This is a genomic window from Paenibacillus anseongensis (genome assembly GCF_009757995.1).
GTDB classification, from domain to species: domain Bacteria; phylum Bacillota; class Bacilli; order Paenibacillales; family NBRC-103111; genus Paenibacillus_E; species Paenibacillus_E chondroitinus.
The window spans coordinates 696,586-723,046 of record NZ_WSEM01000008.1 but is presented as its reverse complement, the minus strand read 5'-3'; the positions used below and the strand labels follow the sequence as shown (position 1 = coordinate 723,046).

Genomic DNA, 26,461 nt, shown 5'->3' with positions numbered 1-26,461 from the left:
AAAGCTAAATTAGGGGGCTCAGCCATGAAAGAGAAGGGAAACGTTGCGCGGAAATCTGAAAGAACCTTTGGTTCGAATTGGCCTTTACATGCGATGATCGTCATTTATGCCGGATTGTGGATCTGGATGGCGATTGTTCCTTACAGCAGATTCGATTGGGTATTGGAAAATCTTTTGATTTGGGCAGCGCTTATTGCCCTGGTCAGCACTTATAAGCTAAATAAGTTATCCAATTTGTCTTATGCGTTAATCGGTTTGTTCTTGGCGCTGCATACCGTCGGGGCTCATTATTCGTATAACGAAAATATCGTGGATGTTTGGCTGAAGCTGATCTTACATTCGGAACGCGATAATTATGATCGCTTGGTGCACTTCAGTTTTGGGCTGCTGCTCGCTTACCCGTTGAGGGAAGCTTTGCGTGCGTGGACGCAGTTAAGCCGTAGATGGCTTTACGTGATGACCTGCGTTATGATATTGGCGCTGGGAGCCTTTTATGAGCTGATAGAAATGTGGGTAGCTTTGCTTGTTGCCCCGGAAATTGGTACGTTATTTCTTGGAACGCAAGGTGATCCGTGGGATACTCATCACGATATGGAGTTAGCGCTTTATGGGGCTGTTATTGCGATGGTGGTGACGGCTGTGCTGAGGCGTGGTAGTGGTGGAAGATGAATGATGAGTAATTAAATTTGCAATTGTGGAGGCTGATTGCTGATGTCAGGTGAAGAACGGAAAGAATTGTATGGTTATGTAGGTTCCTATACGAACGAAGAACATAAGACGGGGATTACGTTATTTAGGCTGGACCTGCAAAGCGGAGAAATCACACTTATGGATGCGTATAGTGATTTACCTAACGCTTCGTTCCTTGCGCTGAATGAGGATCGGACTGTTTTATACGCCGTCAGTGAGACGGATACTTATCTAGGTGGATTCGGCGGCTCAGCCGCAGCATATGCCATTGAAGCCGGGACTTGGAAGCTGACGAAATTGAACCAGCAGCCTACAGGCGGCACTGCTCCTTGTTATATAAGCGTGGATCAAACGAACAGCGCCGTGTTTGTGGCCAATTATTCAAGCGGAAGTGTGACTTTCTATCAGATTGAAGACGGTGGAAAGCTGAGCGAGCCTACGCAGTTGGTCAAGCATGAAGGTACTTTAGGGCCGCGAACGGATCGCCAGGAGCGTCCGCATGCGCACTCGATTGTACTGGCGCCAGACAATCGGTATGCGATTTCCGCCGATCTGGGCCTTGATCGGCTGATCGTGAGCCGCGTGGACGCGGAGGGCGGCCTCCTTCACGCGCATGGTGAAACAGCGGTGAAGCCGGGCGCTGGCCCGCGGCATTTGGTGTACAGCGCGGACAGCCGCTTCGTGTACGCAATTAATGAGCTGGACAGCACAGTGACTGTGCTGGCTTATGACGCGAGCGCGGGAACGCTGACCGCGCTGCAAAGCATTTCGACGCTGCCAGAGGGCTTCAGCGGCGAAAGCACATGCGCGGACATCCATCTCTCCGGAGATGGCCGGCATGTGTATGCCTCAAACCGCGGACACGACAGTATCGCGGTTTATGCCGTGGACGGACCAAGCGGGACGCTGTCCGTCTTGGGTTGGCAGGCGACGCTGGGGCGGACGCCGCGGAACTTCGCCCTGACGCCGCAGGGAGACTTCCTGCTTGCGGCGAATCAGGGCTCGGACAGCATCACAGTTTTCCGCGTGGACGCGGAGTCGGGGATGCTGCAGGAAACCGGGCAAAGCGCGGCGGTGTCGCGGCCGGTTTGCGTGAAGTTTCTTTAGGCTTTCTAGGCAAGAAGCCTCCCCGAAGTTGTAACGGACCCCACAGGCGCTATTTTCAATAAAATAGCCTGATTTTTGAACATAACGGACACCAGAAGCGTTATTATACCTAAAAGCAGCGGAAAACCCTGCTACAAAGGCGATTAGCGGCTGCTGTGTCCGTTAGCTTTTAAAAAGGCCTCTATTTCATCGAATAGAGGCACCTGAGTCCGTTAGCGAGTAGGCAGGCAATGCTTCCTCAGCTCGGCCCTAGATATCACAGCAGCTGTGCAGTAAAAAGCATTGACTTCTGAAGAAGTGTTGTTAAAATAGATCATTGTATGTACGTGCTGAACGCGTGTACACAATAAGGTCAAGAACAGGAAACCTACATGGAAACCGCAAAGAAAATGACGTTATTCGGGCTTGTATGGCCGATAATGATTGAATTATTTCTGCAATTTATGATTGGCACGGCGGATACGCTGATGGTGAGCCGGATTTCGGACGATGCGGTAGCTGTCGTTGGGATCAGCAATCAATTTTTCCAAGCAGTCATTATGCTATTCGTTCTTATATCCAGCGGAGCGGGCATTGTCATCTCGCAGAAGCTTGGAGCAGGCAAAGAGGAAGAAGCGCGAAAAGTGGCTTCGATGGCTTTTACATTAACGCTGGGATTGGGCGTTGTTGTTTCATTGCTGCTCTATTTCGGTGTGGATCTGTTCGTTTATTTCCTACATGTCCCGGCTTCCCTTTATGAGATGACGAGGCAGTATATTCAAATTGTGGGTAGCGGAACGATCGTCATGGCAGCTGTTTTAACTTTAAGCACGATTATCCGCAGCACTGGCAATACGAAAGGCACGATGCTTGTTGCTATCGGTATGAACATCATTCATATTATCGGCAACTATGTGTTTATTTTTGGCGCGTTGGGCTTGCCGAAATGGGGGCTTTTTGGCGTTTCTCTTTCAACGGTGGGAAGTCGCGTCATCGCGTTGTTCGTGCTTTTTTATATTTTCCGCAAAACCTTCACTACACTCATCACTTGGCGTGACCTGCGCGTATTCCATAAGGGACTATTGAAAGAGGTCGCGAAAGTTGGCCTGCCGATGGCCATTAGTTCGGCGTCATGGACCTTGTCCCAAGTCATCCTTTTTTCAATGGTTGCTACAATGGGCGCAGAGCAGCTTACGGCTAGAACCTATCTAAATACGATGGAGTCGTTCTCTTTTCTGGCAGGCTGGTCTTTTGCGATGGCGGTACAAATTCAGGTTGCGCATTTATTTGGTGCGGGACAGATGGAGAAAGCGTATCGCAGCCTCTATAAAGCGTTATTTTGGGGCGAAGTGGTCGTCGTTGCCAATACGCTCTTGTTATTTTTATTAGGCAAACATATCGTAGGGGCATTTACTGAAAATAACCAAATTATTTCCATTGTCGTTGGTGTCATGGCCATGAATTTAATTCTGCAGCCGCTCAAAATGTGGAATATGCCGCTCAACAATGCGCTTAATGCCGTTGGTGAGACCAAATTTGTCATGTATGTGAGCATTGGCGTCATGTGGATTTTTGCGGTTGGAGGCACGTACGTATTTGGTTTAAAATTCGGTTGGCTGCTCCACGGCGTCTATGTGGCTATGATTTGCGATGAAGCGATTCGCGGATTTCTTGTCCAGCGGCGCTGGATGGCTCGCAAAAAGCTGCCGAAAACTGCTGTTTCTACAAGCACAGTGACTTCACATTTTTGAACAATAATCTGACCAGATCAGACAAGCCCCCCTTAAAAAGGGGGCTGTTTTATCTGAAAAATTGGTTGCGCATGCAACTAATCGCGCGTATGATAAACTAGTGGCAAGTGCAACGATTCGGTCAGTCCCACCATTTTGCAGAAAGGAAGGGGAAAGGATTATGATTGATGCCCGAAACAGCATTCCAAGGTGGATCTCTCTGTTATACCGGTATGGACAAATGTATATTGGTGAGCACCTGAAAGCGTATGATATCGGCAAGGGGCAACATATTTTTCTCAACGCGCTCTATAAGGAAGATGGCCTGACGCAAGAAGATCTGGCTGATTACTTGAAGATCGATAAAGGTACGACGGCAAAAGCACTGAAAAAACTTGAAGAGCAAGGTTACATAACGCGTACGGTCAGCGAAAAGGATAAGCGATGCAACGAGGTTCATCTGACTGAAAAGGCGCTTTTGATCAAGGAAGATGTGCGTAAAGTGTTAACGGATTGGCGGGAGCGTTTGACCGACGGTCTATCCCAAGAAGAGAAGCAATTGGCTCTAACCATTTTGGAGAAAATGGGCAATAATGCAGCTGGATTTGCAGAGGAGGCGTAGATCAGCATGAATGTGAGGGCAGCAGGTTCGGTTTTTATCGATCGACATTTCCATGCTTTAACTCATCGGAATTATCGCTATCTTTGGACAGGGCAGTGTGTATCGCTCATTGGGACATGGATGCAAAATATCGGGCAATCTTGGCTTGTTCTTACACTGACAGGTTCGCCGCTTAAGCTTGGGATGGTTACGGCTTGTCAATTTTTACCGATCCTTTTATTTTCGCTATTTGCGGGCATTATCGTAGATAAATTTCCAAAGAAAAATATCCTGTTGGTCACGCAGACGGTTTCCATGATTCTTGCTTTTACGCTGGCAACGCTTGTTTTGACACATACAGTGAGGTACGAGTTTATTATTGTACTTGCGCTTTTGCTGGGGCTTAATAACACGCTGGATATGCCGACCAGGCAGGCTTTTAACATTGAAATTGTTGGAAAAGAAGATCTGATGAATGCCATTGCGCTCAATTCCACAACGTTTAATATGGCCAGGATTGTTGGACCTTCCATTGGCGCAGTAATGATGGCTTGGCTTGGGGCAGGCTGGTGTTTTTTGCTTAACGGAGTCAGTTTTATAGCTGTATTGTATGGCATTCTCCAGATTCAAACAGCGCCTTATGTTCGAAAGAAAACCTCGCGGGAAGGTGTTTTTAAAGAGATTAAAGACGGAATCGTCTATATTGCAAGAGATCCAGTGTTAGCTCAGACGGTCCTGCTTGTGACGGTGATTGGGACTTTAGCTTTTAACTTTAATATCCTCATTCCAGTTTTCACGAGAAATGTATTGCAATTAGGAGAGACCACATACGGTACCCTGATGTCATGCCTTGGAATTGGTTCTTTTGCAGGGGCGCTGACGATGTCATTTCGCAGTAAAAAGGGTCCAAGACTCAAAATCAGCATGATCGCAAGCCTAGTGGTTGCCAGTTGCCTGATTCTAAATGGGCTTAGTACGTCTGTTTGGCTGTGCGGGGGAGTGCTGGCTTTAACGGGATTTTTCAATATTATGTTCGCTACGAATAGCAATTCCAATCTTCAAATGAATGCCAAAGAGGAGTATCGCGCGCGGGTTATGAGTGTCTATGCGCTAGTATTTGCGGGTTCTACACCGTTTGGTAGCTTGTTTGCCGGATATGTCGCAGACCGTTTTGGGGCGAATGGGGCTTTTGTCGTATGCGGGTTACTAACGGGTATTTTATGTTTAATTATTATCTGGAAATTTAGGAAAACAGGCGGAAAAAAATCGCTTGAGGCCATTTAACCAATTTATCCAAATTTTGGATTGTCAATTAGAAGCGTTTCCATTACAATATGAGTTATATTCATGTCGTTATTGGGGAGGTAATCTTGTGCTAGGGTTTTTGAAAAGATGGATGCATTCACCTGAACATATGCCAAAGCAAGATCCTGCAAACGCTGTGGATTATAAAACGATGGAGATTGACGTGGTTATTAAGTGCTTCGTGTCGGATAAGGACAGGCCTTTTCGAGTCATCTTCAAAGTAGAGAAACAAGGCTCTTTCTTCTCCAAGGACATTTTCGTGCAAAATGTGGATGCTAAGACACCATATGAACTGGTTCATAACTTTTCCACGCTGGGTATGAATTATGAAGAGTTGAAGAAATACGGGAGCACGGATTACGCGGAGTATAGCTTTGCTACTTTGGAAGAGGCCAAGAAAGTAAAAGATACGACCGTAGAATACATTCGATTCCTGATTCGCGAACATCAACAAGAGACACTCGCCCAAACTTCATAGCAGGACCACATAAAGGAGTCAGCGATTTCATCGCTGGCTTTTTTGTCTACTTGGGACAAGCGTGCTCGATTTAAGTGGACGGTGAAGCGGCAGCTGAGTGGCCAAGTCGAAATCAAAGGCTTACGTTGTATATTATACAACGTAATGGCGAGGTCTGACCGCGAAAACGGTCCTACGTTGCACAAAGTACAACCATTGGTTGCCAAAAGGTGAGATATAGGCAGTTTCGTGTTTAAATCATTGCATAAAGTACAATATAGAGGTGTGTTAAGGCGCAATTAGAGCGAAATGGTTGTACAAACTACAACATAGAACGCTGTTGCAAACGCAGTTTGGTGAAGTGTGTAGGTGTTGGCAACGCCTGGACCCTACGATAACAAAAAAGCTTAGCCAGATCCCCAACATGGATCTAACTAAGCTTTTTTTGCGGTCGCAAGCGATGATTACTTCTTCGCTGCTTCCGTTTTGTGCTGCTGCACAATCTCTTTCAAACGGTATTGGCGAAGTTTCGTGACCGAGGTGAATTTGGAATCAGCACCTTTGACCTCAAAAAATACTTTGCCATCTTGAATCTGAACAATTTTATGCGTGTTCACATAGCAATCAGTATTCACCTTGAAAAAAACGCTGCCCGTTGTAATCTCTACGATCTGCTCTGTGGACATCCGTTTTTTAATGTGAAAATTTTTCCCATGAAAAGAGACCAGCCCATGCTCTCCGACCCGGAAGTACATAATATCTTTCTCCAGTACGAAATTTTCATAGCTGTTTCTGGTTTCGAGCGCTACAGTCATTTTAGATTCCCCCTTTAAAATGATAACGCTTACAATTGAGAACGTTCTCATTATACCGCATTTATTTAGATTTTAAAAGTGTTTTTCATGTAAAAAAAGGACCTCCTTGGTTAAAAAAAGGAGATCCGTGATACTGTATTTCCTAGGAAATATTTAACAACATTAATACTTATTTTATTCGCTCAAGCACGTTGCGAGCCACCCAAACACCGGCAGCTCCAGCCTGGGCTAAGCCTCTTGTAATTCCTGCACCGTCGCCGCCGCAGAACAGGCCTTTGATCTCGGTTTCGAAGCTTTCGCTAAGCTTAGGACGAGCGGAATAAAATTTCGCTTCGACACCGTAGAAGAGCGTATGTTCAGCCGCAATTCCCGGGGTTACTTTTTCAAGAGCGTGAATCATTTCAATTAAGCTTTTCATTGTATTGTAAGGAAGCACGAGACCAAGATCACCAGGAACGGCTTCAGCCAAAGTCGGCTCCAGAAAACCCTCGCGAATGCGATCTGCTGTAGAGCGTCGTCCTCTCATGATGTCTCCGAATTTCTGAACGATAACGCCGCCGCTTGATAGATCGTTCGCATGTTTGCAAATTTCCCGGGCATATTCGTTCGGCTTATCGAACGGCTCGGTGAATTTGTGGGAAACGAGCAGGGCGAAGTTCGTATTATTGGAGCCGAGGGCCGGATCCTTGTAGGAGTGCCCGTTGGCGGCCATTACGCCGCTATGATTTTCGACAACAACATGGCCGGAAGGATTGCTGCAGAAGGTGCGTACCCGCGTGCCCACAGAGGTATTGTAGATGAATTTTCCTTCATACAAATGCTCGTTAATTTCGCGCATCACGACATCGGATGTTTCGACGCGGACGCCAACGTCGACTTGGTTGTTGTACATTTTCAAACGGCGCTTCTTTAAAACTTGCGTTAACCATGCGGAACCGTCGCGTCCGGGAGCTAGCATGACATGATCGCTGTGGATCTCAGTGCCATCTTTCAGCCGAATGCCTTGAACGATATGTTTGTCTTCGCGTTTTACGGTGATGATGTCGTCGACTTCAGCTTTGAACTGCATGTCGATACGTGTTTTCAAATATTCGTAAATGGATTTCAGAATCATTAGATTCTGTTCGGTGCCTAGATGCCTGACCTGTGCGCGAAGCAGCTTAAGTCCAGCCGCGTAAGAGCGCTGCTCAATGTTTTTCACAGCTTCGGTCGTCGGATCCGTGATGTTCTCCGTTGCACCATGCTCTAGATTAATGCGATCTACATATCGAATCAAATCAATGACTTGGCTGGGGGCCAATATATCCGTCATCCAACCGCCGAATTCCGTGGTGATATTGAACTTGCCGTCGCTGTAAGCGCCAGCACCTCCGAATCCGGCCGTTATGGAACATGCAGGCAGACAGCCTGAGAACTCCTTTTTACCGGCTGGCGGAGGGCACAGTTTGATTTTGCTTTCCAGAATCGGACAACTGCGATGGTAAATATCATGGCCTTTGTCGACGAGCAATATTTTAGCGGCAGGGTGAAGCAGTGTCATTTCATAGCAGGCGAAAATACCGGCAGGTCCTGCACCAACTACGATCAAATCATAAGCGTTCATTGCGATCTCCTCTGGAAATGTCATTTTTAGACGCAAAAAAACCTAGCCACACGGGTATGCAAAAGCAAGAACCCGTCGTAGCTAGGAAGTTATGGCTTCCTCTAGAGACCCTTAAGCCAATTCTCAAGGATATACGAACGATTATGACGTATGTGGCAGTTTCTTATCGCCTTAATTATCATAATACGAACAATTTTGGTTGTCAATCATATAATGTTCGTCAATATAACTGGGATTTGATCGGAATCATGTAGGTTGTTCCGCTTTTCGTTGAGTTTATCCGAACGGTTCCGCCGTATTTTTACTTCGAGTAGGTGTAGAATACACTATTGGTTAGTAGTACAATGATTAACGAAATCATGAGGATAAAGAGCGAGGCATATATGATGAAATTAACATTTTTGGGCTGTGGTGACGGCTTTAGTGTCGAACAAGGCCATAACAGCGCTTTACTCACGTTCGGAAATACCAACCTGTGCATCGATTTTCCAGAGTCGAATCATACTGCTTTGCATCAGATGGGGAAAAAGCTCAATGAGGTTGAGCATGTCTTCGTAACGCATTTGCATGAGGATCATATCAATGGTTTGGCGAAGCTGGCATTGTTTCACCGGGTGTATCCCGGCAAAATCAAGCCGAAACTTTATGTGCCTGCAGGGCTGCTAGCTGATTTATGGCAGGTTTTACGCCATGGGTTGGAGCTAACCACACGAGGGAAACGAGTGTTAGAGGACTATTTTGACGTGGAATGCGTGGAAAATGTCTTTGAAATCGCGGGTGAGCGATTCGAGCTTATTCGGACGCAGCATGTGCCGGACATGCTTAGCTATGGCTTGCTTTGTAAGCCGTATTTCTATTTCAGCGGGGACACGAGGTTAGACGAAACGTTTCTCGGAGAGGTTGCCGGCGAGGTGCAAACGATCTTCCACGAATGCCACATGCAGGAGGATCAACTGCCTTCGCATACGTCACTTGAGGAGCTTTTAACGCTCCCCGTGACCATTCAAGAGAAGATGCTGCTCATGCATTATGTGGATGATTATGTGCTCGCGGATGCGCGTGAGCAGGTTCATAGTAAACATAAACTTCGCTTGGCTGAGCCATTGCGCGTGTATGAGTGGTAGAACCTCGGGACGTTGAAAATACCTTGACAACCCAGTGGGTAAGCGGTATTTTTACACAAGATAAGGTTTGTTAGTTATATCAACTAACGTACAGTTGTGATCGATACGGTCGCAACTTCGTAGACAGAATGGATGGAACTAGGAAGATGATCAGTAAAAACGACATGAAAGAACGAAACCGGATGAGCATCCTGAAAACGATCCGAAGAGGAGTTTGTTCCCGTGCGGACATCTCGGCCACGCTTGGTCTTAGTAAGCCTGCGGTGTCTGCGCTCGTTGACGAGCTGATCAAGGAGGGCTTGGTGTACGAGACCGGAAGGGGTGATTCGACTGAAGCGGGGGGCAAGAAGCCTATCTTGCTAGACTTTCAGGCGAACGTGTCGATGATTGCAGCTGTTTCCTTTAACAATAAACATTACGAGGTCGCGTTAGTTGATTTGGTAGGTGTCGTGAAACTTTATGTGAAAAAAGAAATCCACATCTATGACGACTATCGGCAAACCATCGATCTGATCGTGCAAGAAATTCGCGACTTAATTCAAGTGGCGCGGGAGCAGGGGCATCAGCAGCCTGTCATAGCTTGCGGCGTAGCCATTCGCGGATTAGTGGACACGAAGATGGGGATTATGCGCTATTCCTCGGCGATGCCGTGGAAAGATGCACCCATTGAGGATTACATGAAGCAAAGCCTGGATATTCCGATTTTTCTTGAAAATGACGCGAGAGCAGGCACGTATGTTGAACTATTGAACAGCAACGGAGCCTACAGCAATTCGCTCGTCTGCGTTAGTGTCGGGCTCGGAATCGGGACAGGCGTCGCAATTGGCAATGAAGTGTACCGTGGAGCGTTCGACGGTGCTGTAAATTTGGCTCATGCGACTATCGACCATGACGGTCCTCTTTGCCGCTGCGGAAATCGCGGCTGTTGGGAGGCTTTGGCATCCATCACTGCATTCAGTGAAGAGCTGGTACGCCGCGATGGAAAATATGCGGATTTAGAATTCACTGAAATTCTAAATCTTTACCATGAGGGCGACGCTGTTGTCGCGGATGTTTTGTTCAACTATACCGGCTATTGGCTCGGGGTAGGCATTGCCAACATCTTGCAAACATTTAATCCCGAGGTACTGATTATTCAAGGGGAACTTACATTTGTCGGGCCTGAGCTTGAGCGGAAAATTACCGAAGTTGTCCATCAACGAGTGAAGTCTGCGGTCACAAAGCGCAGCGTCATTCGTTTTTCCGAACATTCCGAAAAACTTCAAGTAAGGGGAGCAGCGGCTGTTATCTCCCAGTACTTTTTCTCCGACTCGCATCATCGTCTTATTTGGAAATGATGGCGTTGTTGCGTTAACGGACCCCAGCGCCGTTATTTTAGGCAAATTGCCGCAATTTGCATCATTAACGGACTCCAGTGACGCTATTTCGTCATTTCACATGCTAAATCTGCTTCTCAGGCACGAATAGCGGCGCTGGAGTCCGTTAGAATTCGAAAAAGCCGCAATTCCAGCGAATAGTGGCTGCTCGGTCCGTTAGGGATAGGAACTCGCCTAATGTTTAGAACTGTATCCACGCCGCACTTCCAAACCTTACACGCATACCGCGTAACTAAACCGCACCGCACACCGCACACCCTCACCCAACCCCAGTACCCACACTCCGACAGTGTATCCTTGAAAAGTAGCCAGCTACTTTAACGGACCCCAGCGCCGTTATTGCAGCCTTTTGCCGCTATATGCAACATTAACGGACCCCAGTGACGTTATTTCGCCTTTTCACACGCTAAATCCCGTCTTGAAGCACGAATAACGGCACTGGAGTCCGTTAGAATTAGAAAAAGCCCCAATTCCAGCGAATAGCGGCCGCTCGGTCCGTTAGAGACGAGCGCCAATCCGCCCACAACATAAGGCTCAAAAAATATATTGACAGCCCCAACGGGTAGGCAGTAATATTGCCTTATAAGTTAGTTAGTTATTATAACTAACATACGCAAAACCAATTCATGCCGACAAATGGACAGATTGGAAGGACACGATGAAAATGATCAGCAAAAATGATATGAAAGAACGAAACCGGATGAGCATTCTGAAAACGATCAGAAGCGGAGTTTGCTCACGAGCCGAAATTTCAGCAGCTCTTGGGCTAAGTAAGCCGGCCGTTTCCGCGCTCGTTGATGAACTGATCAAGGAAGGCCTGGTGGTTGAGACCGGAAGGGGGGACTCTACCGAAGCCGGCGGTAAAAAGCCCATTCTGCTTGATTTTCAGGCAGATGTGGCGATGATCGCAGCCGTATCTTTTAACAACAAGCATTACGAAATTGCGCTAGTCGATTTGCTGGGTGTCGTGAAATTTTATATGAAAAAGAAAATCCGCATCTATGATGACTACCGGCAAACGATCGATCTGATCGTGCAAGGAATTCGCGATTTGATTCAAGAGGCGCGAGCGCAAGGCCAGCAGCAGCCTGTCATGGCATGCGGCATTGCCGTTCGCGGACTGGTCGACACGGATAAGGGCATCATGCGCTATTCATCGGCGATGCCATGGAAGGACGCACCCATCGGAGAATATATGAGTCAAAGCCTGGACATCCCGGTTTTCCTGGAAAATGATGCGAGGGCTGGCACGTATGTAGAGATGCTGAACAGCAACGGCAACTATAGAGATACGCTAGTTTGCGTCAGCGTTGGAATCGGGATCGGGACCGGAGTCGTCATCGGTAATGAGGTATACCGGGGAGCATTCGGTGGGGCTGTAAACTTGGCCCATGCAACCATCGATCATGATGGCCCCATTTGTCGCTGCGGCAACCGCGGTTGTTGGGAAGCTCTGGCATCCATCACGGCTTTGGGCGAAGAGCTGTCACGCAGAGACGGAAAGTATGCGGAGTTAGAGTTCAGTGAAATCGTAAGCCTTTACCGTGAGGGCGATCCGGTTGTTGCAGATGTTTTGCTTAACTATACCGGCTATTGGCTGGGGATTGGCATAGCAACGATTTTAAATGTGTTTAATCCCGAACAGCTGATTATCCAAGGGGAAATAACCCAAGCAGGCCCTGAGTTGGAAAAGAAAATTATCGAAGTTGTTCAGCAAAGAGTTTCCGCGGTCACAAGGCGCAGCCAAATCCGGTTCTCCGAACATTCGGAGAAGCTTCAAGTGAGGGGGGCTGCAGCTATCATCAGCAATCATTTTTTTTCCGACATGTATCACCGTATGATTTGGCAATGACTTCGTCTATGGGGGGATTGGTTCGTGTATGGATCAAATAAAGCAAGCAAGAAGCCATTCAGCACCAGCATACTTGTTTTTATGGTTGTCTATCTTGGGACTCGTTACAAATATCTTTACACTGCAAAGTGAGATAGCTCCTGCAGCCAAATTCGGTTTGATTGGAGTAACCGTTGTCTTCATGTTCCTATGGTCTTTGTTTTTCTTCGGAGATAAACATATCCGCTATACGCTTGTGATTCCAGGATTTGTGATTTTGTTTTGCGTCACAACCGTACCCGCAATCTTCCTCCTATACCTTAGCGTGTTCGATGTATCGCTGTTAAATTTCAAAGGGGACTGGTCATTTGTAGGGCTTGCCAACTATACGTATTTCCTCACCAAAGACAAATTGTTCTACGGAGCCATTATCCGCACGATCGAATACATGGTCATTGTGCTTGGGCTGCAAATGGTGATCGGAATGGGCCTTGCGCTGCTGCTGCAACGAGAGTTCCGAGGCCGCTCTTTCGTTTCTTCGGTGCTGGTGATCCCGGTGATGACGTGTCCCATCGTCATTGCGATGTTATGGAAATACATGTACAGCAGTTATAACGGCTTTATAAATCTAATGTTAAAAAACGTGGGGATCGGCGAGATCCCGTGGCTAACCAATCAACCGCTGCCATGGATAAGCCAAATCCCGGGAATCGGTAACTTTCTGGTTACCTATCTGAATGCCAATATCGGTTTTGCGGCTGCGATCATCGTGAATATTTGGCAGTGGACGCCTTTTGTATATCTAATGTTCCTAGCGGGGTTAAGTGCTCTGCCGAGGGAGCCGTATGAAGCAGCCAAGGTGGACGGAGCAAATATCTGGCAGACGTATTGGCACATTACGTTCCCGTTGTTGCGGCCGGTTATCGGTGTAGTGTTCCTCATTCGAATCATTGATCTCATGAAGGTGTACGATCAGATCTGGGCTTTGTTTGGCGACTCGGTTACCATGCGGACACTGAATATTCATATTTTTTCAACGGGTCTGACCGGTCAGGATTATAGTAAAGGCGCGGCCTTATCCATCCTTGTGCTGGTGCTCATTATCGGAATCAGCTTTCTTTTCTCAAATATCGGTAAATGGGTTTCCAAAAGGGGGGCATAACGGATGGAAAGGACCTTCAAGGCCATTGCGGCGAAAATTGTCGTAACTTGTCTTATTGCAATCGTCATCCTGGTGTGGGCAGTACCGATTTTCTGGATGATTTTAAGCAGTTTCAAGTCCACACAAGCGATCATTGAGCCAAAACTCATCGTTTGGTTTAAGCCGACACTCGCTAACTACAAATTTATTTTTGAAACTCAGAATTTCTTCCAATACCTGATCAATAGCTTGATCGTCGCAGTATGTGCGACATTTATATGCCTAACGACCGGAACGCTGTCTGCCTATAGCATTGCACGATGGCGGACAGGAGGGAATGCGTTTGCGAACTGGGTCATTTTTACGAAAATGGCGCCTCCTGCGATTCTTATCATTCCTTTTTTCCTGATGTTCAAAAGCATTGGCTTGATCAATACGGTTTGGGCGCTTGTCATTGCCAACATTACGTTCAATATTCCTTTTGTTATCTGGACGATGCGCGGATTTTTCGATGAATTGCCTGAAGATATGGAGGAAGCTGCGTTAATTGACGGCTGCACAAGACTTGAAGCTTTTTGGCGCGTATCGCTGCCTTTGGCCCGCTCGGGGCTCATCACGACCAGCATTTTTTGCTTCCTGTTTGTATGGAATGAATACTTGTTCGGCCTTACTCTTGCGCTTTCGGAGAAAAGTAAAACATTGCCTGTCGCAACCGGGGATTTCATTACGGGGTATTCGATTAACTGGGGGCCGGTATTCGGCTCGGGAAGCTTAATTCTATTGCCTGCCTTTATCATGGTTTTGTTTCTGCAGCGTTATATCGTGCAGGGCTTAACTGTGGGGGCAGTTAAATAGAGCAAAAACCAATAAAAATGGAGGGTTCGAACATGAAGCAAAAGCGGTTAAAAAGAAGATCAGTGTTAACGGTATTGCTGGCGTCAAGTCTTGTTTACGTAAGTGCATGCTCATCTGACAGCGGGAAGCCAATCGACAAAGGGAGTGAGGAAAGCCCGAAGGCGCAAGAGGGGCAAAAAGCGCGGGAAATCACCATATTTACGCGTACGGGTCCAGACACGAGTGATTATGTCAAAGAACAAGGCAAAGAGTTCACGAAATTAACAGGGATCAAAGTCAACATTACCGAGCAGGGTGCCAGCAATTATTTTACCAACATGACCAATCAACTGATTGGAGGCACAGACACTTTTGACTTGGCGACTACAAACAATACGTATGTAGCTCCGCTGGCAGAAGCAGGCGCAATTGAGCCGTACGATGAGTACATCAAGAAGTTTGATCCGAACTATGATTGGAAAGATGTTGCTTTTCAATACAAGTACAAAGATAAAACGGTTGCCATGCCTTATAACCTAAGCATTCATCTGTTCTACTACCGCTCAGACCTGATTTCGAATCCGCCGCAAACCTGGGAAGAGTTCGCAGCAGAAGCTAAAAAATGGACCAAATCGAAAAATCCGGCTTCGCCAACGGCATACGGTGCTTCCTGGACGGCGATGTCCGGCTCTGAGCAGCCGAAAGTATTTTATTCGATGATGTGGTCATTTGGCGGGGAGATTGCGAAAGACGGCAAGGCAGGCGTAGGGTCGGCTGGGGCGATCAAGGCCGGGGATCTCTGGCAATCCATGGTGAAGGACGAAGTCATTCCGAAGGATACGCCAAACTGGGGTTATTCGAATGTATTCGATGCATTGAAAACAGGCACGATTGCGATGGCCGCACCTTTCTGGAGTGCAGCTTATACAGAACTTAAGAAAAGCGACAGCCCTTACAAAGATAAGATTAAAATTGGCTTAATTCCTGGAGAGAAGCAGGCTGACGGCAACATCTTGCGTACACCGCTCTTCCAATCATGGACGCTGATTATGAACAAGAATGCAAAAAACAAAGAAGATGCAGCGAAATTCGTAGAGTTCATGACCAGTAAAGAAGGAGCGATGCGTGAAGCCAAACTAGGCGGTTTGCCAATTCGTTACTCTGTACTCAGCGATCCTTCGCTGCAGCCACGTGAATTTTACGATACAGTCCTGGAAACGTTAAAAGTCGCAAAAGACGAGCCGCTCGTGCCTTATTATTTGAAGCAGCATGAAATCATGAACACAGCCCTTTCGGGAATTATGACGGGAACGGTCAAACCGGATGCTGCGCTGAAAAGTGCGGAGAAAGATTTGCAAGCACTTATAGACGGAAGTAAAAAGTAATATTTTTGAGGGAGTGACAGGATGCCGAATGTATACGGATTACAAGGAAAAGAGAGTTTGCTTGCGCATATGCCAGATATTCGCCAATTAGCCGGTTTTGAGCGCATGGAGCTGCTGCAAGGCAAAGGCCGTGGCAATGAAGTCATCCAGGTTCGCAATGGCTCAGGACTGCAGTTTCAAATTGCGGTAAGCCGCTCTTTCGATATTGGCATGTGCGAATTGTATGGCATTTCTCTTGCCTGGCTGTCGCAAAACGGGCCTGTCGCTCCTTTTTATTATGAAAGAGAGGAGTGGAACCGCAGCTTTGAAGGCGGCTTGCTGGCAACTTGCGGCTTAACGACGATGGGCAAACCGAGTGTAGATGAAGGGCAAGTGTACGGTCCGCACGGGCGTATTTCCTCGATACCTGCGGAACTTCTTCAGTCAGAGGGGCGCTGGAATGACAGCGGTCAATATGAATTGATTTTTCGCGGACGCGTCCGTGAAAGCTCAGCGACCGGTGAGAACCTTGTGTTGGAAAGGACGATCGTGACCAGGCTGGGGGAGAACAGATTGGAGATCACGGATTCGGTCACGAACGAATCGCAGCGGCCGGTTGCACATTTAATGATGCATCATTTTAACCTTGGCTTTCCGCTTATTGGTGAAAACTGTGCGATTGATATACCAGATGGCCCCAAAAGATGGATTAACGGCCAGGGAGCAACCGATAGTTGGAGCTCGTATCCTGCGCCACTGGAGAATGGGCAGCCATCGGTAATGGCACACGAGAATGTGCAGGAGGATCATAAGGAAGGAACCGTTCAGGTTCGCATCAGCAACAAGATTGTGCATAACGGCGAAGAGAAAAGGTTAGTGGTAGGAATACGATACGATAAAAAAGCAAGCCCTGTCTTGACGCAATGGAAGCATCCTGGCAAAGGAGTTTACGTACTCGGCATTGAGCCAGGCAATGCGACAACTGAAGGACGCGCTGTACATCGCGCGAGGGGAACCTTGCCGGTACTGGCTCCTGGAGAGCGGAAAACGTACTCATTTTGCGTGGAAGCTCGGTTGGAATCCATTTTACCCGTATAAGGGGTGGAAATTTGCGTGAAGGATTAACGATAATATCATGAATTGGAGTGATCGGGAAATGAAGCTGTTGTGGGGAGATTTGCATAATCACTGTGGGATTACGTATGGTTTTGGCGATTTGGAGAATGCGTTGTCTGTGGCCAAAGAACAATTGGATTTCTGCGCAATCATTGGCCACGCGATGTGGCCGGATATGCCGGAAAGAACGGAAGGCCTGGAATTTTTGGTCGATTTCCATTTGAAAGGATTTGCTAAGCTGAGAGGCAATTGGGAGCATGTCCGTGAAACGGTTAAAACGTGGAATGTTCCACATGAATTTGTAACCTTTCAAGGATATGAGATCCACTCGAGTGAATTTGGTGATCATCATGTACTGACAACTTCGGATGAGCTTCCTTTGATCGAAGCTGGTTCGCCGTCTGAGCTTGTGGCTGCGCTAGCTCCACTGCCTGTCATTGCTGTACCTCATCATGTGAGTTACACGCCTGGCTACCGGGGAGCGAACTGGGAGGCATTTTCGGAGTCAATCAGTCCTGTTGTGGAAGTATACTCCAAGCACGGCTGCTCCATGTCCGACTCCAGTGCGTATCCGTGTTGGCATACGATGGGCCCTCGCGACTCGCGCAATACAGTTGTATCAGCCATTCGGAGCGGCCGGAAGTTCGGCTTCGCTGGCTCAACCGATCATCACGCTGGATACCCCGGCTCTTATGGAGACGGTCGAGTGGCTGTACTGGCTACTGAAAAAACGCGTGATGCGATATGGGAGGCTCTGCTGGCTCGCCGCACATATGCAATTACGGGCGATAAAATCGCATGTTCCTTTACCGTGAATGGGGCTATTTTTGGCAGCGAAGTGAAGGTAGACGGACGCAGAGAGCTTAAACTGGATGTTACGGGCTGCGACTTCATTGACAAAGTAAGCGTGTATAAGAACGGTGTGCTATGGAAAGTTGTTAATGCTCAGTATGCCGGTCTTCAGCAGTTACCCGAGCCTCAAACGCAAGGCAAGTATAAAGTGCGTGTGGAAATGGGATGGGGCGACAGCCAGACAGGGTATGTATGGCAAGGCAGTGCTCGTCTGGACAAGGGGCAAATCGTCTCGGTAGAGACATGTTTCCGAGGACAAAGCGTGTTGGCGCCGACGCCGGAGATGCGGGATAATCCGGATATTAACCTGCTAGGCAACAAGCTCATAGCTTGGTCTGAACAGACGGCGGAATGGACTTGTACCACGTTTAAGAATGTGTCCACACGGCACCCGCAAACCGCTGCGCTTATTTTCGAAATTGAAGGAGACACAAACAGTCAATTATCCATTGAAGTGAACGGCCAAACCTTCACTTATACGATCGGTGAGCTCCTTGAAGGAAGCCGCTCGGCGCATATGCTGCCGCACAGCTCCGAGGCTATCCTCGTGCATCGCGCTGTTCCTGAACACGCTTATTGCTTCCAGGGCGAATGGCACGACGATGAAAAAGAACGTGATTGCGACGCCTATCATGTGGAAATCAGACAAACAAATGAACAGTATGCTTGGATCACGCCTGTATTCGTTATTTCTTAAGGAGGCTCCCGTTCATGGCAAAAGAGTTGAGAGTCGGAATCATTGGCTGCGGCGGTATCGCCAACGCCAAACATATGCCAAGTCTGAGTAAACTGCCGCAGGTGAGTATGGCTGCTTTTGCCAACAGGACAGAGGATAAAGCGCGATTAGCCTCTCAAATATTCGGTTCGGAGGATGCCAAGGTCTACGGGGATTACCGCCATTTACTTGAAGACAAGACGATTGACGTCGTTCATGTCTGCACTTCAAACGACTCGCATGCCGAAATTGCGATTGCCGCATTGGAAGCAGGGAAACATGTCATGTGTGAGAAGCCAATGGCCAAAACGACGGCGGAAGCCAGGAGAATGGTTGAGACGGCGAAACGTGCGAATAAGAAGCTGACGATCAGTTACAACAACCGCTATCGCCCGGATTCGCAATATTTGTGTCACATGTGCCGAAACGGTGATTTGGGACACATTTATTTGGCTAAAGCACATGCGCTGCGCCGACGTGGGGTTCCGACGTGGGGAGCTTTTCTGAATAAGGATAAGCAGGGCGGCGGACCCCTGATTGATATCGGCACACACGCGCTCGACCTCGCCCTATGGCTGATGGACAACTATAAACCCAGAACGGTGCTGGGAAAAGCCTTTCATCAGTTGGGGCAGCAAGCAAATGCAGCCAATCCGTATGGATCGTGGGATCCGGCTCAATTCACGGTTGAGGATTCTGCCGTGGCGATGATTATGATGGAGAACGGATCCACCATTCAACTTGAAGCCAGCTGGGCGCTAAACATCACAAATGAAGGTGCTGGCAAAGTGACGTTATGCGGAACAGAGGCAGGGGCCGATATGTGGGACGGTCTGAACATCAACGGAGAAAAGTATGGGAAACGTATCCATCTTCAGCATACGGGAGTCCCTTTTTATAAGACTCAAGAAGAAAGTCCGGCGGATCTCGAAGCGCGGTTATGGATTGAAGCTTTGATGAACGGGCAGGATCCGATTGTGAAGCCTGAGCAAGCACTTGTTGTGCAGGAAATCCTAGAAGCGATTTATGTTTCTTCGGAAACCGGGAAAGCTGTTTCGCTCTAGAGTGGGGGAGGCCTTTTAATGATAGAAGTAGCTTTGGTTGGCGCTGGGAATGCGGCGAGAAAATATGCGCAGCTGCTTTCGGAAACGGGAAAGGTGGAAATCGTTGGTCTATACGATGAGCGGGAGGAAGCGGCATTAGAGCTTGCTGCGGATTACGGCGGCCTTGTCTTCCCCTCGATTGCCGATTTGAACGACGCACTACCTTTGAGCACTTTGTTCGTCTTTGTCGGACTTCAGAAGCTTCGGAACGACTGGACCCAGACGGTGAGACTCCTACTAGAAAAAGGCAGAACCGTTATAACCGAAATGCCTTCGGCTTCCCATTTGTTGGATGTTCAAGCCATGTTGCGCGCTGCCGGCTCAAGCGGAGGTCGCTTGCTATTTATCAACCCGGAACGATTTTATTTTCATCAAGTGGATATTAAAAAGCGGATAGATGCCGGAACGATTGGCAGCATCGGGGTGATTAACGTCAAGCGTTATAGTCCAGAGCCGCCTGAAAATGAGTCAGGAAGCGCGCTCCAGCGGCTCGCTGTATACGACATCGACGTGCTTCGCTGGATCGTAGGGGAAGTTACAAACGTCTATGCCATGCAAAGAGGCACGGGGGATTTGGACTATGCCTTGATTACGCTTAAATTCCGCTGTGGGACAATTGCCAATCTTGAAGCGTGTTTGGGATACCCGGAGGAGTATACATCGGCCGTGGAATATGCCGGTACACATGGTTTGCTTCGCTATGATAATCGGAAAACAGATGCTTTGCATGTTTATAAAGCGGCAAGTCCACGGAAGCAAGACTTCAGTCCTTCCTTTCGCAATCCTGAATATGAAGAGCTTGTTCATTTGTTAGACTGCGTGAAAGAGGGTTTGCAGCCGGTAATGACGGCGGAGGATGCCCTTGGAACGTTGAAGGTAGCAGCTGCAGCGGAACAATCCATCTTGACCGGGCAGCCGGTGGAGCTCATGGACCATACGTTTTCGCACGGGATTGGAGGCGAAGAGGATGCATAAACGGAAGATCGGCATGATCAGTTTTGCCCATCTGCATGCGGTCAGCTATTTGGAAGCTTTGGTTCGGCGCGACGATGTAGAGCTTGTCGGAATTGCAGATGAAAACCGGGAGCGGGTGGAACCGTTTATTAGGAAGTACCAGCTGCCTTATTATGCGGATTACCGTGAGCTGCTGGCTGGAGATGTCGAGGCTGTCACTATCTCCTCGGAAAACGCCAATCACGCTGAGATGACCATTGAGGCTGCGAAGCACAAAAAACATGTGCTATGTGAGAAGCCGCTAGGTGTGTCCCGCGAACAAATGCGTCAGATGATTGAGGCGTGCCAAGCTGGCGGCGTGCAATTGATGACTTCCTTTCCAAACCGTTACATTCCGATGATTGTGGAGGCGAAACGAGCCATTGAGCGTGGAGAGATTGGTGAGGTGGTTGCTGTTAAGGCGACGAACAAAGGAGAAATGATTGGCGGTTGGTTTAATGACCGCTCGTTGTCCGGCGGGGGCTCTCTCATGGATCATACCGTGCATGTCATGGATCTATTGAATTGGATTTTCCAATCGCAAGCCGTTGAAGTTTACGCGCAGGCTGACAGTCTGTTTCATGGCATCGATATGGATGATGCTGCCATTGTTCATGTCAAATTTGCTAACGGAGTTATCGCTGCTTTGGATGCAAGTTGGTCAAGGAAGCATGCGGCTCCTTATAAACGTGACTTAACGATGACGTTCATCGGGACGGAGGGCGTCATTTCCTTGGATTATTTCGCTCAGGTGAACGAAATATACAGCGAAACGACCGGGCATGCGGAGTGGAGCTATTGGGGCGACAACAAAGATGAAATGCTGATCGATGATTGGATTCAATGTCTAAAAGAAGATCGGCCTGTACCGATTACAGGTGAGGATGGCTATAATTCAACGGTTATTGCGCTAGCGGCTTACGAGTCGATTAGGCTTAATAAACCGGTGCGCCTCTAGGGGTGGGGACACATTTTAGCTGGGTCATCTACCGTTATTTTCTTCATTGCCGCTGAGCAGCGAAGAGTAACGGTAGATTTTCCGGCTATTTCTGCTGCTGCACCGTCACTCCAACAAAGAGCTCTCGATAATCGTCGTAGAAAGCTGCCTTAGCACCATGGATACGCCTCCGTGGGCAACGCCAAGCTCGCCTAAATCGGAACAGTAAATCTCCAAATTCAGAAGAAACCGCTCAGGAATCATTTCACGCAAGGTGTTCCAGATCGAATTAATCAGCGTAGGGCCAAGCAGCGCTAGAAGCCCTCCAAGACAGATCACTCTTGGGTTGTACGCATTGATCACGTTCGCCAGGCCGATACCTTGATAATGTCCAAGCTCATGCACCGCACTCGTGATTCTGGAATCACCACGCTCAATCCCTTCCACAATGTCAGAGATCGACATCTCCTGAGGCGTTGTCTCCAATAATTCGTAAAGCGCCTTGATGGATGCATACATTTCCCAACAACCTCTGCTGCCGCAGGTGCATTTTTTGCCGTTCATATGGATGGTGGAATGCCCTAATCGCCCCGCAGTACCCGTCGTACCCGTGAATAATTCTCCCTTGCTGTAGACCCCAACGGACAAGCCCCAGGAACTTGTTACATAGACTAAATGATCAGCTGTTCTCGCCCCTCCAAAATGGACTTCCCCCATTGCGCCCGCATATGAAGCAGGGTTGACATGAATCGTGAGCCCGGGAACGCGTTTGGCCAGCTCACTTCGCAAAGGGAAATCGTTCCATTCCTGCAAGTTGGCGCTGTAATCTACAACATCAGTCCGGATATTGTAGTAGCCCGGGATGACGATTCCGACACCTACAATGCCTAATTGGCGATGCGAATGATCTGTTGCTAATTGTTTTAGAATGTCCGATATCGCCTCCACGAAAAAGAAGGGATCTTTGCTTTGGAGCGGAATCATCATGCTGTCCAGCTTTTTTCCGAGCAGATCTGTAACCAGAACGGTGAACTGATTGATTTCAACATCAATCCCGACACAGATGCCTGCTTTTTCATTCAGGTCGACCAGCGTTGGCGGACGTCCCCGGGAAGTCCCCGTTGTGCCGAGCTCGACGACAAAACCTTTCTGCACGAAGAGATCGACACAGCTGGAGACGGTCATCTTGTTGAGGCCGGTCAGAGAGGCGATTTTGGCGCGGGATAATGGCCGATATTTCAAAATCGTTGAAATGGCATGTTCCATATTTATTTTTTTAACAAGATCATAATTGCCGATAGGTCCGTTCGAATGCAAATGGATCACAACCTTACTTCAAGCGTGGTAGTTATTTAGTATGAATGATATACAAAATATTAGAACATGTCAAAAAATAATATCGCTACATCCAAAAATTACCGTGCTTTTATTTAGTATAACGTATATACTAAATAGCAAGAAGTTGAAAGCGTTTTACATAAAATATCGGGGGTTCGCGGGCTAAAACGAGGGGGGAATGTATTTTTGTAACGACTTGAAACTCATTATTGACTTATTAACGAATAGACATTAAATTAATATCAACTAAGCCTAGTTATTTACTTGGTATTACATTTATACTAAATAAGTCGAAAAGGGAGTGTTCTTACATGAAACGAATGAGACTTGCGAGTTCTTTGCTGATAGGCCTGATGCTGCTGTCCGCTTGCTCCGCTCAGACTCAAAGCACGACGGCAACCCCATCCAGCGATACAAAAACAGCCGCCACGCAAAAGCCGGAAGAGGTCACAGGTGAAATCTCATTTTGGTCCTGGTCACCCGAAGATAACGTCTGGCAGCCCTTAATCAAAGCTTTCAATGAGAAATATCCAAAAATTAAAGTGAACTATGTGCGTACACCATCGGCTGACTACGACAAGAAAATTCAAGTCGCCATTCAAGGCGGCGAGGTACCGGATGTCATGGCGTTCTCCAACGGTCCGATGATCAAAAACTATTCACCTATTCTAGAGCCATTAGCGCCTTTAGCGGAAAAATCGTTAGGTAAGGATTGGCAGAAGCTGTTCAAATCTACACCAATGGAATCGTCCAAGAAAAATGATTATAAGACGATACCGACAGGGGTCGCGGTTACGCCGTTTCTTTCCTATGATGTGGACCTGTTCAAGAAAGTAGGCGCAGAGCCGCCTAAGACGTATGACGAGTTGAAACAAGTCGTGAAAAAGTTTGAAGATGCCAAATTACCGGGCATTGTGCCACGTCTAGGCTTCGCCGGCGGAAAAAGCGCAACGGTAACGGATGTTTTCTATACCCTCGTCAACCAGATTGCGCCGGGCAAATTGTATGAAGCGGATGCGGGTAAAGCGAAATTTACCGATCCGGTATTCATTCAAGCGACGAATGCGTTCAAGCAATTTTATACCGATCATCTATTTCAAGACGGCAACCTGACGACCAAATTCGATCCGGACCTTCGCGATATGTATGAGCAAAAGAGACAGCTTCCCATGATTCTCGTTGGGGCATGGATTATGACAGACGTAGCGAATAAGGACGGTTTGAAAATCGGCGACCGCACTTTCGGGCTCGTGCCGATGCCGACCATTGCCGGCGGTAAAACAAGCGTCCTGATCAACGGCGATGTCCCGCTTGGCATTAGTAAAGATTCGAAGCACAAAGAGGCTGCCTGGAGATTCGTTGAATTTATGGCTACGGGCGAATATCAGACGATTTTGAGCAAAGCACTCCAGTTCCTTCCTGTGAAAGAAGGGCTGTCCATGGACAAATCCGCGCTCAAAACCGATATTGAGAAGCAATCCGTTGATGTGGTTCTGAACGCACTTACGAATAATGTTGGCGGCATTCGCTTCCTGGACAATGCTTCCATCGAGCAAGCGTTGTTTACCAATTTGCAAAAGGTGGCGACTGGAGCAGTTACGCCGGAGCAAGCGATGGCCGAGGTGCAAAAAGCTTCGGATGCCGTGAAACGCTAGTGTGAGGAGGAGATAGCCATGAAAAAGAATGCGATACTCGCCATGGGAAGTTTGCTCATCGCGTCTGTGCTGTCGGTTTCTACCTTTATCCCTAGCGCTAAGGCAATTACACCGGATGAATACGTGCAATTGGGATTTGGATTTTTCCCACACTATGGATTAAATACTTACACAGGTACATCCGGCGGCGATGGGAATCCTCAGAACTTTCCTTCCACGCTGTTTGCTCCGACAGATTTTGATGCGAATCAATGGGTAGCTGCTGCGAAAGACGCAGGGATGGACTATGTGATTGCCGTGGCCAAACACCGTTATGGTTGGGCAGCCTGGGATAGCGCGTATACGACCTACGATATCGCTACAAGCTCTGCGCCGAATCTCGATGTTGTTAAAGCGATTTCGGATGCATGCGCCACATACGGATTGAAGTTCGCTATTTATTTTAACGCGGATGACAGGTACCATTTTCCAAATGGCGTTATGGGAAATAGCGCGTATACGGATTTTGCCAAAAATGAGCTAACTGAGCTGTTAACGAATTATGGGGACGTTATTGCGATCTGGTTTGATCATGCCAAAGCCATTAATAACAGCCAAGCGGCTGAGTTGGAAGCTCACGTGAAATCGATTCAGCCGAATACGCTCGTCTTTTTCCATGATGATGATAAAGCAGCCGATTCCGATGTGCATGTGACGGAATTAGTGAATGGCGACCCGCCAGTTGGCAATAGCACTCCGTGGGAAGAAGCGTGGAGCTTATATACAGATTATTGGTCTTATACGAACAATGAATCGCCGGCGGCACCATGGAGTAGCGCAGCGTATACAGCGAATAAAGTGCATTATTACAACAAGAGGTATGCTTCGTTCGCCGTAAGCGTGCCGCCTGGCCCGAGTGGGAAAATATCGCAGGCAGGGATCGACCTGATGCACAATATTGGATTGATTCCGAGGTGGAGACAAACCGATGATCGAAGCCCGCTCATCACCTATAGCGGAACTTGGGCTGACCAGAGCAATTCCGGCTACTTCAAAAGTACAGACCGAAACAGCGGTCAGGCGGGTGCTTCCGCAGAATATACGTTTACAGGGACAGGCGTGAGGCTGATTACGAAAAAAAATTCGTCCACAGGCATCTTCGATGTTTACATCGATGGGAATAAGGTTGCGACCTATGATTCCTACTCGTCATCGGCAGATTTTGATGTTGTGGCCTACGAAACAACGTCGCTTACGAACGCTGCGCACACGATTAAAATGGTCGCAACAGGCACGAAAAATCCGAACTCAAGCGGTACTAACGTGAATTTGGACTTGTTCGAGTACTTGGGGACTCCCGTGCAGACACAAACGGATACGATCGTTGACGATACGAATGCAGCCATCACTTATAGCGGTACATGGAATCACATTTCCAGGGCTACAAGCTATGATGGAACGATTTCGTACAGCAGTACACAGGATGCGTATGCCGAGTATGCTTTTAATGGAACAGGCGTTAAGCTGTATACCCAAAAAGGAGCAGGCGGGGGCAAATTTGATATTTATGTAGATGGCGTACTACAGACGACTTTCGATTCTTACGCAGCTTCGCAGCAAAATAAAGTGTTGGCATTCGATAAGCAAGATCTAACTGCCGGCAATCATACGGTTAAAATGGTCGTGAAGCATACGAAAAACGCAAGCTCAAATAACTACTTTGCTCATTTGGACTACATAACGTTTCATTAATTAAGCTTACATTCATGAAGAAGCGGGCCTTTGTCATCTGCAGCTTGGCAGTCAGGGGTCCCTT

22 protein-coding genes and 1 riboswitch are annotated in these 26,461 nt (G+C 47.8%); of the genes, 19 read left to right on the top strand and 3 right to left on the bottom strand.

Annotated features, from left to right (window positions below):
* Nucleotides 1-24 precede the first annotated feature (24 nt).
* The 6 genes from GON05_RS10845 (at nucleotide 25) to GON05_RS10820 (ending at nucleotide 5,890) form a co-directional block, all read left to right on the top strand.
* On the top strand, nucleotides 25-669 hold the full coding sequence (locus GON05_RS10845; protein WP_157319143.1) for a DUF2238 domain-containing protein: 645 nt from the start codon (nucleotides 25-27) through the stop codon (nucleotides 667-669).
* A 42-nt stretch (nucleotides 670-711) separates the two neighbouring features.
* Nucleotides 712-1,797 carry a lactonase family protein gene (locus GON05_RS10840; RefSeq protein WP_157319142.1) on the top strand — a complete coding sequence of 362 codons (1,086 nt, stop codon included), beginning with the start codon at nucleotides 712-714 and terminating at the stop codon, nucleotides 1,795-1,797.
* Nucleotides 1,798-2,168: 371 nt separating this feature from the next.
* Nucleotides 2,169-3,527, top strand: coding sequence for an MATE family efflux transporter (locus GON05_RS10835; protein WP_157319141.1), 1,359 nt, complete (start codon nucleotides 2,169-2,171; stop codon nucleotides 3,525-3,527).
* Nucleotides 3,528-3,687: 160 nt separating this feature from the next.
* On the top strand, nucleotides 3,688-4,128 hold the full coding sequence (locus GON05_RS10830) for a MarR family winged helix-turn-helix transcriptional regulator (RefSeq protein WP_157319140.1): 441 nt from the start codon (nucleotides 3,688-3,690) through the stop codon (nucleotides 4,126-4,128).
* Between the two features lie 6 nt (nucleotides 4,129-4,134).
* Nucleotides 4,135-5,391: an MFS transporter gene (locus GON05_RS10825; protein WP_157319139.1), complete on the top strand. Its 1,257-nt coding sequence runs from the start codon at nucleotides 4,135-4,137 to the stop codon at nucleotides 5,389-5,391.
* 130 nt (nucleotides 5,392-5,521) lie between these two features.
* Nucleotides 5,522-5,890 carry a hypothetical protein gene (locus GON05_RS10820; RefSeq protein ID WP_157319138.1) on the top strand — a complete coding sequence of 123 codons (369 nt, stop codon included), beginning with the start codon at nucleotides 5,522-5,524 and terminating at the stop codon, nucleotides 5,888-5,890.
* A gap of 443 nt (nucleotides 5,891-6,333) precedes the next feature.
* Here GON05_RS10820 and GON05_RS10815 read toward each other — a convergent pair whose 3' ends face one another.
* Both GON05_RS10815 and GON05_RS10810 read right to left on the bottom strand, forming a co-directional pair.
* A complete protein-coding gene (locus GON05_RS10815) occupies nucleotides 6,334-6,684 on the bottom strand; it encodes a LytTR family transcriptional regulator DNA-binding domain-containing protein (RefSeq protein WP_157319137.1) in 351 nt (116 codons plus the stop codon).
* Between the two features lie 169 nt (nucleotides 6,685-6,853).
* Nucleotides 6,854-8,287 carry an NAD(P)/FAD-dependent oxidoreductase gene (locus tag GON05_RS10810; protein WP_127452447.1) on the bottom strand — a complete coding sequence of 478 codons (1,434 nt, stop codon included), beginning with the start codon at nucleotides 8,285-8,287 and terminating at the stop codon, nucleotides 6,854-6,856.
* Nucleotides 8,288-8,345: 58 nt separating this feature from the next.
* A riboswitch (purine riboswitch) is annotated at nucleotides 8,346-8,444 on the bottom strand.
* A 229-nt stretch (nucleotides 8,445-8,673) separates the two neighbouring features.
* Here GON05_RS10810 and GON05_RS10805 point away from each other — a divergent pair.
* The 11 genes from GON05_RS10805 (at nucleotide 8,674) to GON05_RS10755 (ending at nucleotide 21,694) form a co-directional block, all read left to right on the top strand.
* Complete coding sequence (locus tag GON05_RS10805) at nucleotides 8,674-9,411, top strand: MBL fold metallo-hydrolase (protein WP_157319136.1); 738 nt, start codon at nucleotides 8,674-8,676, stop codon at nucleotides 9,409-9,411.
* 146 nt (nucleotides 9,412-9,557) lie between these two features.
* On the top strand, nucleotides 9,558-10,748 hold the full coding sequence (locus GON05_RS10800) for an ROK family transcriptional regulator (RefSeq protein ID WP_181646256.1): 1,191 nt from the start codon (nucleotides 9,558-9,560) through the stop codon (nucleotides 10,746-10,748).
* A 697-nt stretch (nucleotides 10,749-11,445) separates the two neighbouring features.
* A complete protein-coding gene (locus GON05_RS10795) occupies nucleotides 11,446-12,639 on the top strand; it encodes an ROK family transcriptional regulator (protein ID WP_157319134.1) in 1,194 nt (397 codons plus the stop codon).
* A gap of 28 nt (nucleotides 12,640-12,667) precedes the next feature.
* A complete protein-coding gene (locus GON05_RS10790) occupies nucleotides 12,668-13,780 on the top strand; it encodes a carbohydrate ABC transporter permease (protein WP_157319133.1) in 1,113 nt (370 codons plus the stop codon).
* A 3-nt stretch (nucleotides 13,781-13,783) separates the two neighbouring features.
* On the top strand, nucleotides 13,784-14,614 hold the full coding sequence (locus GON05_RS10785; RefSeq protein WP_157319132.1) for a carbohydrate ABC transporter permease: 831 nt from the start codon (nucleotides 13,784-13,786) through the stop codon (nucleotides 14,612-14,614).
* Nucleotides 14,615-14,646: 32 nt separating this feature from the next.
* Entirely contained in the window at nucleotides 14,647-15,978 is a 1,332-nt protein-coding gene (locus GON05_RS10780; protein WP_157319131.1) for a sugar ABC transporter substrate-binding protein, read from the top strand.
* Between the two features lie 21 nt (nucleotides 15,979-15,999).
* Entirely contained in the window at nucleotides 16,000-17,055 is a 1,056-nt protein-coding gene (locus GON05_RS10775) for an aldose 1-epimerase family protein (protein ID WP_157319130.1), read from the top strand.
* A gap of 37 nt (nucleotides 17,056-17,092) precedes the next feature.
* Nucleotides 17,093-18,622, top strand: coding sequence for a DUF3604 domain-containing protein (locus tag GON05_RS10770; protein ID WP_246238972.1), 1,530 nt, complete (start codon nucleotides 17,093-17,095; stop codon nucleotides 18,620-18,622).
* 14 nt (nucleotides 18,623-18,636) lie between these two features.
* Nucleotides 18,637-19,704 carry a Gfo/Idh/MocA family protein gene (locus GON05_RS10765; protein ID WP_157319129.1) on the top strand — a complete coding sequence of 356 codons (1,068 nt, stop codon included), beginning with the start codon at nucleotides 18,637-18,639 and terminating at the stop codon, nucleotides 19,702-19,704.
* A gap of 18 nt (nucleotides 19,705-19,722) precedes the next feature.
* Nucleotides 19,723-20,718 (top strand): Gfo/Idh/MocA family protein, encoded by a 996-nt coding sequence (locus GON05_RS10760; protein ID WP_157319128.1) that lies wholly within the window; start codon nucleotides 19,723-19,725, stop codon nucleotides 20,716-20,718.
* Nucleotides 20,711-21,694 (top strand): Gfo/Idh/MocA family protein, encoded by a 984-nt coding sequence (locus GON05_RS10755; protein ID WP_157319127.1) that lies wholly within the window; start codon nucleotides 20,711-20,713, stop codon nucleotides 21,692-21,694. The genes GON05_RS10760 and GON05_RS10755 overlap by 8 nt, the downstream gene beginning before the upstream one ends.
* Before the next feature lie 105 nt (nucleotides 21,695-21,799).
* Here GON05_RS10755 and GON05_RS10750 read toward each other — a convergent pair whose 3' ends face one another.
* Complete coding sequence (locus tag GON05_RS10750) at nucleotides 21,800-22,939, bottom strand: ROK family protein (RefSeq protein ID WP_221435217.1); 1,140 nt, start codon at nucleotides 22,937-22,939, stop codon at nucleotides 21,800-21,802.
* Nucleotides 22,940-23,322: 383 nt separating this feature from the next.
* On the opposite strand from GON05_RS10750, the gene GON05_RS10745 reads away from it, so the two are divergent.
* Entirely contained in the window at nucleotides 23,323-24,666 is a 1,344-nt protein-coding gene (locus GON05_RS10745; RefSeq protein WP_157319125.1) for an ABC transporter substrate-binding protein, read from the top strand.
* Between the two features lie 18 nt (nucleotides 24,667-24,684).
* Nucleotides 24,685-26,397, top strand: a complete 1,713-nt coding sequence (locus tag GON05_RS10740) for an alpha-L-fucosidase (RefSeq protein ID WP_157319124.1) — start codon at nucleotides 24,685-24,687, stop codon at nucleotides 26,395-26,397.
* The last annotated feature ends 64 nt before the right edge of the window (nucleotides 26,398-26,461 follow it).

What these genes read in the sequence shown, in the direction of transcription:
- GON05_RS10815 (WP_157319137.1), bottom strand. Translation starts at nt 6,684, where the DNA reads ATGACTGTAGCGCTCGAAACCAGAAACAGCTATGAAAATTTCGTACTG.
- GON05_RS10745 (WP_157319125.1), top strand. Translation starts at nt 23,323, where the DNA reads ATGAAACGAATGAGACTTGCGAGTTCTTTGCTGATAGGCCTGATGCTG.
- GON05_RS10760 (WP_157319128.1), top strand. Translation starts at nt 19,723, where the DNA reads ATGATAGAAGTAGCTTTGGTTGGCGCTGGGAATGCGGCGAGAAAATAT.
- GON05_RS10835 (WP_157319141.1), top strand. Translation starts at nt 2,169, where the DNA reads ATGGAAACCGCAAAGAAAATGACGTTATTCGGGCTTGTATGGCCGATA.
- GON05_RS10785 (WP_157319132.1), top strand. Translation starts at nt 13,784, where the DNA reads ATGGAAAGGACCTTCAAGGCCATTGCGGCGAAAATTGTCGTAACTTGT.
- GON05_RS10775 (WP_157319130.1), top strand. Translation starts at nt 16,000, where the DNA reads ATGCCGAATGTATACGGATTACAAGGAAAAGAGAGTTTGCTTGCGCAT.
- GON05_RS10830 (WP_157319140.1), top strand. Translation starts at nt 3,688, where the DNA reads ATGATTGATGCCCGAAACAGCATTCCAAGGTGGATCTCTCTGTTATAC.
- GON05_RS10795 (WP_157319134.1), top strand. Translation starts at nt 11,446, where the DNA reads ATGAAAATGATCAGCAAAAATGATATGAAAGAACGAAACCGGATGAGC.
- GON05_RS10765 (WP_157319129.1), top strand. Translation starts at nt 18,637, where the DNA reads ATGGCAAAAGAGTTGAGAGTCGGAATCATTGGCTGCGGCGGTATCGCC.
- GON05_RS10800 (WP_181646256.1), top strand. Translation starts at nt 9,558, where the DNA reads ATGATCAGTAAAAACGACATGAAAGAACGAAACCGGATGAGCATCCTG.
- GON05_RS10820 (WP_157319138.1), top strand. Translation starts at nt 5,522, where the DNA reads ATGCCAAAGCAAGATCCTGCAAACGCTGTGGATTATAAAACGATGGAG.
- GON05_RS10810 (WP_127452447.1), bottom strand. Translation starts at nt 8,287, where the DNA reads ATGAACGCTTATGATTTGATCGTAGTTGGTGCAGGACCTGCCGGTATT.
- GON05_RS10740 (WP_157319124.1), top strand. Translation starts at nt 24,685, where the DNA reads ATGAAAAAGAATGCGATACTCGCCATGGGAAGTTTGCTCATCGCGTCT.
- GON05_RS10780 (WP_157319131.1), top strand. Translation starts at nt 14,647, where the DNA reads ATGAAGCAAAAGCGGTTAAAAAGAAGATCAGTGTTAACGGTATTGCTG.
- GON05_RS10845 (WP_157319143.1), top strand. Translation starts at nt 25, where the DNA reads ATGAAAGAGAAGGGAAACGTTGCGCGGAAATCTGAAAGAACCTTTGGT.
- GON05_RS10770 (WP_246238972.1), top strand. Translation starts at nt 17,093, where the DNA reads ATGAATTGGAGTGATCGGGAAATGAAGCTGTTGTGGGGAGATTTGCAT.
- GON05_RS10825 (WP_157319139.1), top strand. Translation starts at nt 4,135, where the DNA reads ATGAATGTGAGGGCAGCAGGTTCGGTTTTTATCGATCGACATTTCCAT.
- GON05_RS10805 (WP_157319136.1), top strand. Translation starts at nt 8,674, where the DNA reads ATGAAATTAACATTTTTGGGCTGTGGTGACGGCTTTAGTGTCGAACAA.
- GON05_RS10750 (WP_221435217.1), bottom strand. Translation starts at nt 22,939, where the DNA reads ATGGAACATGCCATTTCAACGATTTTGAAATATCGGCCATTATCCCGC.
- GON05_RS10755 (WP_157319127.1), top strand. Translation starts at nt 20,711, where the DNA reads ATGCATAAACGGAAGATCGGCATGATCAGTTTTGCCCATCTGCATGCG.
- GON05_RS10790 (WP_157319133.1), top strand. Translation starts at nt 12,668, where the DNA reads ATGGATCAAATAAAGCAAGCAAGAAGCCATTCAGCACCAGCATACTTG.
- GON05_RS10840 (WP_157319142.1), top strand. Translation starts at nt 712, where the DNA reads ATGTCAGGTGAAGAACGGAAAGAATTGTATGGTTATGTAGGTTCCTAT.